Source organism: Aquabacterium sp. (assembly GCF_050725395.1).
Lineage (GTDB): Bacteria > Pseudomonadota > Gammaproteobacteria > Burkholderiales > Burkholderiaceae_C > Aquabacterium.
Map to the genome: position 1 here is coordinate 47375 of NZ_JBOHHL010000031.1, position 8314 is coordinate 55688.

General features: G+C 64.6%; 9 protein-coding genes. 5 read left to right on the forward strand and 4 right to left on the reverse strand.

Annotated elements, in window-relative coordinates:
• Window positions 1-66 precede the first annotated feature (66 nt).
• Together ilvN and ACREB4_RS16770 are read right to left on the reverse strand one after the other, a co-directional pair.
• Window positions 67-558, reverse strand: coding sequence for an acetolactate synthase small subunit (gene ilvN, locus ACREB4_RS16765; protein ID WP_431589379.1), 492 nt, complete (start codon window positions 556-558; stop codon window positions 67-69).
• A 177-nt stretch (window positions 559-735) separates the two neighbouring features.
• Entirely contained in the window at window positions 736-2475 is a 1740-nt protein-coding gene (locus tag ACREB4_RS16770) for an acetolactate synthase 3 catalytic subunit (protein ID WP_431589380.1), read from the reverse strand.
• A 300-nt stretch (window positions 2476-2775) separates the two neighbouring features.
• Here ACREB4_RS16770 and ACREB4_RS16775 point away from each other — a divergent pair, with 300 nt between their 5' ends.
• From ACREB4_RS16775 to ACREB4_RS16795, 5 genes are all read left to right on the forward strand, one after another.
• Window positions 2776-3360 carry an RNA polymerase sigma factor gene (locus ACREB4_RS16775; protein ID WP_431589381.1) on the forward strand — a complete coding sequence of 195 codons (585 nt, stop codon included), beginning with the start codon at window positions 2776-2778 and terminating at the stop codon, window positions 3358-3360.
• A 37-nt stretch (window positions 3361-3397) separates the two neighbouring features.
• A complete protein-coding gene (locus tag ACREB4_RS16780; protein ID WP_431589382.1) occupies window positions 3398-4021 on the forward strand; it encodes a DUF3619 family protein in 624 nt (207 codons plus the stop codon).
• Complete coding sequence (locus ACREB4_RS16785; RefSeq protein ID WP_431589383.1) at window positions 4018-4827, forward strand: DUF3106 domain-containing protein; 810 nt, start codon at window positions 4018-4020, stop codon at window positions 4825-4827. The genes ACREB4_RS16780 and ACREB4_RS16785 overlap by 4 nt, the downstream gene beginning before the upstream one ends.
• Before the next feature lie 66 nt (window positions 4828-4893).
• Window positions 4894-5439, forward strand: a complete 546-nt coding sequence (locus ACREB4_RS16790) for an RDD family protein (protein WP_431589384.1) — start codon at window positions 4894-4896, stop codon at window positions 5437-5439.
• Window positions 5440-5488: 49 nt separating this feature from the next.
• Window positions 5489-6082, forward strand: coding sequence for a TIGR00730 family Rossman fold protein (locus ACREB4_RS16795; protein ID WP_431589385.1), 594 nt, complete (start codon window positions 5489-5491; stop codon window positions 6080-6082).
• Between the two features lie 37 nt (window positions 6083-6119).
• Here ACREB4_RS16795 and ACREB4_RS16800 read toward each other — a convergent pair whose 3' ends face one another.
• Together ACREB4_RS16800 and ACREB4_RS16805 are read right to left on the reverse strand one after the other, a co-directional pair.
• The gene (locus ACREB4_RS16800; RefSeq protein ID WP_431589386.1) at window positions 6120-6458 is read right to left on the reverse strand and encodes a P-II family nitrogen regulator; all 339 of its coding nucleotides are present in this window, start codon (window positions 6456-6458) and stop codon (window positions 6120-6122) included.
• Between the two features lie 64 nt (window positions 6459-6522).
• A complete protein-coding gene (locus tag ACREB4_RS16805) occupies window positions 6523-8241 on the reverse strand; it encodes an NAD+ synthase (RefSeq protein ID WP_431589387.1) in 1719 nt (572 codons plus the stop codon).
• Window positions 8242-8314 lie beyond the last annotated feature (73 nt).

Consider the following 8314-nt stretch of genomic DNA (forward strand, 5'->3'; position numbering starts at 1 on the left):
TGGTGCTCCGTCGAAAAATCAGTGAATGTGTGGGTGCTGAGGACAGCGGAAAAAAGCGGGAGAAGTTCAGACGCGCAAGATGCGCTCGCCACGCCCGATCCCGCTGGTCCCGGTGCGCACGGTTTCTAGGATGGCGGCGCGGTCGATGGCTTCGATGAAGGCATCGAGCTTGGCGGCGACGCCCGTCAATTCAATGGTGTAGGTCTTGTCGGTCACGTCGACGATGCGGCCGCGGAAGATGTCGGCCATGCGCTTCATCTCGTCGCGTTCCTTGCCCACGGCGCGCACCTTGATGAGCATCAGCTCGCGCTCGGTGTAAGGGCCTTCGGACAGGTCGACGACCTTGACGACTTCGATCAAACGGTTGAGGTGCTTGGTGATCTGTTCGATCACGTCGTCCGAGCCGCTGGTGACGATGGTCATGCGCGACAGGGAAGCGTCCTCGGTGGTGGCCACGGTCAGGCTCTCGATGTTGTAGCCCCGGGCGGAAAACAAGCCGACCACACGCGACAGCGCGCCGGGTTCGTTTTCAAGCAGCAATGCAATGATGTGTTTCATGTTGTCCATCGTTCTTCGCGCTCTTGAGCCAGCGGGCGGTAACCCGATGGCCGTGGCCACGTCGTTCGATCAATGAGTGGTGTCAAAACCCCGACCAAGCTTGAAGAAACCGCCCGCGCAGGCACCGGCAAGCACCTGGCTGCGGCCCCCTCGCGAAGGCCGGGAACAAAGTGAGCGTTACAGGTCTTCCGAACCCAGCAGCATCTCGGAAATGCCCTGGCCAGCCTTCACCATCGGCCAGACGTTTTCCGTCGGGTCGGTGCGGATGTCCAGGAACACGGTGCGGTCCTTCAGCTTGATGGCTTCGCGCAGCGCGCCTTCCACGTCACCCGGGCGCTCGATCAGCATGCCGACGTGGCCATAGGCCTCGGCCAGCTTCACGAAGTCGGGCAGCGCGTCCATGTAGCTGTGCGAGTAGCGGCTTCCGTAGTCCAGCTGCTGCCATTGGCGCACCATGCCCAGGTAGCGGTTGTTCAGCGACAGCACCTTGACCGGGGTCTGGTACTGCAGGCAGGTCGACAGCTCCTGGATGCACATCTGGATCGAGCCTTCGCCGGTCACGCAGAACACGTCGGCGTCGGGCTTGGCCAGCTTGATGCCCATGGCGTATGGCAGGCCCACGCCCATCGTGCCCAGGCCACCGGAGTTGATCCAGCGGCGGGGTTCGTCAAAGGGGTAGAACTGCGCCGCGAACATCTGGTGCTGGCCCACGTCGGACGTGACGTAGCTGTCGGTGCCCCGGGTCAGCTTGGCCAGCGTTTCGATCACGAACTGGGGCTTGATGACCTCGTCGGAGGTCTTGTACTTCAGGCACTCGCGCTTCTTCCACTCGTTGACCTGGTTCCACCAGGTGGCCAGGGCGTTCGGGTCGGCGCGTTGGGTCGATTCCTTGATCTGCGCGATCAATTCGATCAGCACGTCCTTGACGTCGCCCACGATGGGGATGTCCACCTTGACGCGCTTGGAGATCGAGGAAGGATCGATGTCGATGTGGATGATCTTGCGCTCGACCTGGGCGAAGTGCTTGGGGTTGCCGATCACGCGGTCGTCGAAGCGCGCACCCACGGCCAGCACCACGTCGGCGCTCTGCATGGTCATGTTGGCTTCGTAGGTGCCGTGCATGCCCAGCATGCCCAGGAAGGTCTTGTCGGATGCGGGAATGGCGCCCAGGCCCATCAGGGTGCTGGTGGTGGGGTAGCCCAGCAAGTTGACCAGCTCGCGCAGCTCGTTGGCCGCGTTGGCCAAAATCACGCCGCCGCCGGTGTAGATGTAGGGGCGCTTGGCCGCCAACAGCAGCTGCACGGCCTTGCGGATCTGGCCGCCATGGCCCTTGCGCACCGGGTTGTACGAGCGCATCTCGACCGTTTCAGGGTAGCTGAATGCGGTGGTCTTGAGCGAGACGTCCTTGGGCACATCCACCACCACGGGGCCGGGACGGCCGGTGCGGGCGATGTGGAAGGCTTTCTTCATGGTCATGGCCAGGTCGGCCACGTCCTTGACCAGGAAGTTGTGCTTGACGATGGGACGCGTGATGCCGACGGTGTCGCACTCCTGGAAGGCATCCAGGCCGATCGCTGGCGTGGGCACCTGGCCGGTGATGATCACCATGGGGATCGAGTCCATGTAGGCCGTGGCGATGCCGGTGATGGCATTGGTCACGCCGGGACCGGAGGTCACCAGGGCAACGCCGACATCACCCGTGGCGCGCGCATAGCCGTCGGCGGCGTGGACGGCGGCCTGTTCGTGGCGCACCAGCACGTGCTGGATGGTGTCTTGCTTGTAGAGGGCGTCGTAGATGTACAGAACGGCGCCGCCGGGGTAGCCCCACATGTACTTGACACCTTCGGCCTGCATGCAGCGGACCAGGATGTCGGAGCCATTGAGGACTTCGGGCGTGGTGGGAGAGGACATGTCCATGGTGTAAAAAGACCTTTCGGATTTTCTCTAACGAAAAACGATCGGTGCCCCTCCTCAAACAGCATCTGCGGTGACGGATCACCAGCGTGCTCGCCCTTGTGAGGCGGAATTGGAGCCTGCGCGGCCTGCCATCGAACCCCAGTTGATAACCGGGTGGGGGATCAATTCAGGCCAGATCGGGATGACGCAAAGACGAACATTATCGCACCCCTTGTGCGTGATTCAAGGCGCCGCGTGTGAAAGACTGCGCCCCGGTGCCATAATCCGCCCTCGCCATCCGGCTGTCCCAGCCCCCGCGTCTTGACCGCCCAGCCCAGTCCCTCCACCGCCGACGAACTCAACGACTTCCTGAAAAGTGTTGAGCGCCGTGCGTTCAAGCGCACCGCCTTCGCCGTGCGTGACGATGATTCGGCCCTGGACATCGTGCAGGACGCGATGATCCGCCTGACGCAAAGCTACGCCGACCGACCCTCCAACGAATGGCCCATGCTGTTCGCCCGGATCCTGTCCAATGCCACGCTGGACTGGTTCCGACGCCAAAAAGTTCGCAATGCCGTCTTCCAGAACCTGGGAGACTTCGAGTCGTCAGCGGACGATGGAGACGGTGATTTCGACCTGCTGGAGGCGCTCCGGATCGATCAACCGGGCACGGAAGGTGCTGAGGACACCGCCAGCCGCGGCGAAACCCTCAAGATCATCGAGGCCGAAGTTCAAAAATTGCCAACGCGTCAACGGGAAGCCTTCCTGCTGCGTTACTGGGAGGAAATGGACGTCGCTGAAACGGCGGTCGCCATGGGATGTTCCGAAGGCAGCGTCAAGACGCATTGCTCCCGGGCCGTCCAGGCGCTGTCCAGAGCCCTGAATGGTCGCGGAATGTCGTTGTAACAAAAGCAGTCGCATTGTGAAAAATTCAAACACCCCATTGTCGAGAGCGCAAATCGAGGCCATCGAGGCCCGCTTTGCCCTGCGCGTCAGTGCGCGGCTGGATGAATCGGCCCAGGCCCTGCCCCACGACATCACCGAACGTCTGCGCGTGGCGCGCGAGCAGGCCGTCCGCGCCGCCGTGCTGGCCCGCCCGCAAGTGGCGGTGGCCACCGCGCCTTCGTATGCGCCGGCCACCCAACTGGCGGGCATGAGCCTCGCTGGTTCGGGCTCGTCCGGCCAGTCCATGTCCGGCTGGACCGACGGCATGCGCCACCGCGACCAAGGCCGCGGCATGGACGAAGGCCCCCTGCCCTGGGGCTGGCGCCTGGCGTCCGCCCTCCCAGCACTGGCCCTGGTGGTCGGTTTGTGGGGCATCCACGCCTGGTACCGGTCCGAGAAAGTGCAAGCCGCCTCCGATGTGGACATGGCCTTGCTGACCGATGATCTGCCGCCCGCCGCCTATGCCGACCCGGGCTTCGAAGAATATTTGCAGACCGAGCCGCCAGTGGCCGCCGAACAAACCGCATTGATTTCCGACGAGGCCGCGGTCAGTTCGGACGACGGGTCGACCGGCGAAGACGACGACGACGAGGGCAGCGACGAGGCTGAGGCTCAGCCATGACACGGCGCGCTTCCGTCGCCTTCGGCGCCTCCCTGGGGGCGACGGTGCTGGGTCTGAGCCTGGCGTTCAGCCACTTCAGCACCACCGCCGCGCCCTCCCGGGCCCATGCCGCCGGCAGCGCGCCCACCGCCTCGGATGGCTCGTGGTCCAGCCTCAGCAACGCCCAGCGCCGGGCCCTTCAGCCTCTGGCCACCTTGTGGCCGACCATGGAGATCACCAACCGGGAACGTTGGGTGAACGTGGCCAACCGGTTTGGCGGCCTCTCGCCGGTCGAGCAGCAACGCATGCAGGAACGCATGACGCAGTGGTCCAAATTGCCGGCACAGCAGCGTGGTGAAGCGCGCCTGAGGTTCCAGCAAACCCGTCAGCTGTCGCCCGAAGAGCGCCAGAAAAAATGGGCGTCTTACCAAGCGCTCAGCCCGGAAGAACGCAGTGACCTGGCCCAGCAAGCGCGCCGTAAACAACAACCGGTGGTCCTGAGCGACAACATGGCCGGCCCCCGCGAATTGGGCCAACCCACGGGCAAGCGCCACCGCGACAACCAGGCCATCGGCAAGTCCAACTGGGTGCCTGGTGCGACCCCGAACGCCCCGGCCCCCGTGGCCGTGGCCCCTTCGCTGATCAAGGCCGGGCGCGGTGCCACCACGACGCTCGTCAGCCAACGGCCCACGCCGCCACTGCACCAGCAAACCGGCCTGACGAAAATCGCGGGCACCAAAGGCTTCGTCGACCCGGTCACCTTGCTGCCCAAAAAAGGCGCACAGGGCGCGGCCATGACAGCCGTTCCGGCGTCACAAGCCCGCTGACCGCCACCCGACCAAGGGCCCCGTGCCTTGGTGTATCGTTCGCGCCTTGCCCCGCTTGCGCCGCCGATGAAATCCCGCCCCCCCGTTCCGTTCCTGCCCTTGCCTGCCGCCGAATGCGCTGCGCGCGCGCAAGGTCAGGCCCCTTCCGTGCGACGGCGCCTGGCAGCATTCCTGTATGAAGGCATGCTGCTGTTCGGCGTGCTGTTTGTCAGCGGGATGATCTTCGGGCCTTTGATGAACCAGCGCCATGCCCTGGTGCACCGGTCCGGCCTGATGGCCACCGCCTTCCTGGTCATGGCCCTGTATTTCATCTGGTTCTGGACGCATGGTGGCCAGACACTGGCCATGAGGGCCTGGCACCTGCGCGTCGTGTCCTTCGATGGCAGCACGCTGGGCCCCCGCCAGGCATTGATGCGGTACGTCGCGGCCTGGCTTTGGTTCATGCCGATCTTCGTGGGGGCCTGGCTCCTGGGCTGGCACCAATCCAAATGGGTGTACGGCGCCATCCTGGGCTGGATCGCGGTGTACGCACTGCTGAGCTGGCTGCACCCCCAACGCCAGTTCCTGCACGATGTCTTGTGCAAGACACGCCTCATCGACACCCGAACCTGAGTTTTTTTCCATGGCCGATTTTTCAGTGTGCGTTTATTGCGGATCCCGCATGGGCACCGACCCAGCCCACGAAGCCGCTGCCCGGGAAGTGGGCCGCCAGATCGGGCTGCGAGGCTGGCAACTGGTGTACGGCGGTGGCAGCACGGGGCTGATGGGCGCCGTGGCCGATGCCGCGCTGGCCCACGGTGGCTCGGTGATCGGCGTGATCCCTCAGCGGCTGGTGCAGCGGGAACTGGGGCACCCCGGCGTCACCGACCTGCAGGTGGTCGACACCATGCACGAGCGCAAGCACCTCATGGCCATGCAGTCCGACGCCTTCGTGGCCATCGCGGGGGGCATCGGCACCATGGAAGAACTCTTCGAGGTGTGGACCTGGCGCCAGCTCGGCTACCACCACAAACCCGTGGGCCTGCTGAACACTTCAGGCTACTACGACGACCTGCTGCGCTTCATCGGCCGCAGCCGCGAAGGTGGCTTCCTGTGGCCCGATGTGCAGGAACTGCTGCTGGTCGAAACGCAGGTTGGCGAACTGCTCGATCGCCTGCACGCCGACGCCTCGCGGCTGAAAGCACAGGCCGCGCAAACAGAAACGCCGCCGGGCGCGAATGGTGTCGGCCCAGGCGGCGTCTCGCCTGACATTTGAGGTCGAACAACGTGGCCGCCATGCGGGCGGCCTGACGTCAGACGGCGGCTTCGTCGGTTTCGCCGGTGCGGATGCGAACCACTTGCTCGACGGCGGTCACGAAGATCTTGCCGTCGCCGATCTTGCCGGTCTTGGCAGCCTTGACGATGGCCTCGATGCAGCGGTCCACGTCGGTGGTCTTGACGACGACTTCGATCTTGACCTTGGGCAGGAAGTCGACGACGTATTCGGCGCCACGGTAGAGCTCGGTGTGGCCCTTCTGGCGGCCAAAGCCCTTGACCTCGGTGACCGTCAGGCCGGTGACACCCACTTCAGCCAGCGCTTCGCGGACTTCTTCGAGCTTGAAAGGTTTGATGACGGCGGTGATTTGTTTCATGGAATGCTCCGGGAAGATCTGCGAAAGGATAGTGACAATTTAAGCACGTTCGCTGGATTATTCGTCAGGCGCGGAATTTGGAGGTTATGGGATAACGCCAATCCCTGCCAAAAGCACGGTGTGTGATGCGCACCCCCACCGGAGCCTGGCGACGCTTGTATTCATTGACCTTGATGAGGCGCGTGACCAGGTCCACATCGGCGCGTGCAAATCCTGCCGCGACGATGTCCTCGATGGACTGGTCGAGCTCCATGTAGCGCTCCAGGATGGCATCGAGCACCTCGTAAGGCGGCAGGCTGTCCTGGTCGGTCTGGTCCGGGCGCAGCTCGGCCGAAGGCGGCCGCGTGATGATGCGATCGGGGATGGGTTCCACCTGGCCGGCGGCCACGGCCTGCTCATTGCGCCAGCGCGACAGCTTGTAGACCAGGGTCTTGGCCAGGTCCTTGATGACGGCAAAGCCCCCCGCCATGTCGCCGTACAAAGTGCAATAGCCCGTGGCCAGTTCGCTCTTGTTGCCCGTGGTGAGCACGATGGCGCCCATTTTGTTGGACAAGGCCATGAGCAAGGTGCCGCGAATGCGGGCCTGGATGTTTTCCTCGGTGGTGTCCTCGGCCCGGCCCACGAAGAGCGGTGCCAGCGAGGCCTTGAAATCGCCGAACATGGGCGCGATGGCGATCTCGTCGTGGCGCACGTTCAAGCGGTCGGCCATGTCCTTGGCGTCGATCCAGGAGATGTCGGCCGTGTAGGGCGATGGCATCATCACCGTGCGGACCTTGTCGGTGCCCAGGGCATCGACCGCGATGGCCAGGACCAGGGCGGAATCGATGCCCCCCGACAGGCCGATGATGGCGCCGGGGAAACCATTCTTGCCGATGTAGTCGCGCACACCACAGACCAGCGCCGCCCAGATCTCGGCTTCGAACGACAAGGGATCGTCCACCGAACCGTGCAGCGCGCCATCGGGGTGCAGGGTGGCCAGCAGGGTGGCGGCCTGAAAGCTCGGGGCACGGGCGCGGATCTGGCCCTGGGCATCGACGGCGAAAGAAGCGCCATCGAACACGACCTCGTCCTGCCCCCCCACCTGGTGGGCATAGAACAAGGGCAGGCCCGTCTGGCGCGCGCGCTGGAGCATGCTGGTTTCGCGTTCGGCACGCTTGCCAGCATGGAAGGGCGAGGCGTTCAGCACCACCAAGGCTTGCGCGCCCAGGGCCTTGGCCGATGCAGCCGGCTCGTCGAACCAGGCGTCCTCGCAAATCAGCAGGCCGACGCGCCATCCAGCGACGTCGATCACCACGGCGCCGAGTTCAGCCTCACGGCCACTGACGAAATAGCGGCGCTCGTCGAAGACCTGGTAATTGGGCAACTCGCGCTTGGCATAGGTGGCCGTCACCTGGCCGCCATTCAAAACCGACGCCGCGTTCAGCAAGCGAGGGGCTGACACGGAGCGCGTGCGCAGTTCTTCGGACTGGCCCAGGCGTGGATGGCCCAGCACCAGGTGCAGGTCGGGCAGGTGGGCCAGGGCCTTGGCGATGTCCAGCACCGCCGCATCGCATGCCGCCAGGAAAGCCGGCCGCATCAGCAGGTCTTCGGGTGGGTAGCCGCACAAGGCCAACTCGGGGGTGACCACGAGCCGGGCACCGTCGGTGTAGGCTTGCTGGCTGCTGTCGATGATCTGGCGGGCGTTGCCGGCCAGGTCACCCACCGTGGGGTTGATTTGAAGCAAGGCCACCGACAAAGGCGCGGTGGCGGACACTGGCGAGGCAAGGGACACAGCAGAACTCATGATCAAGACAAGAACCCATGATGGCGCGGCAGGTGCGCGCAAGTCAGCATGGTAGCCGCCCGGCCCCGGGACT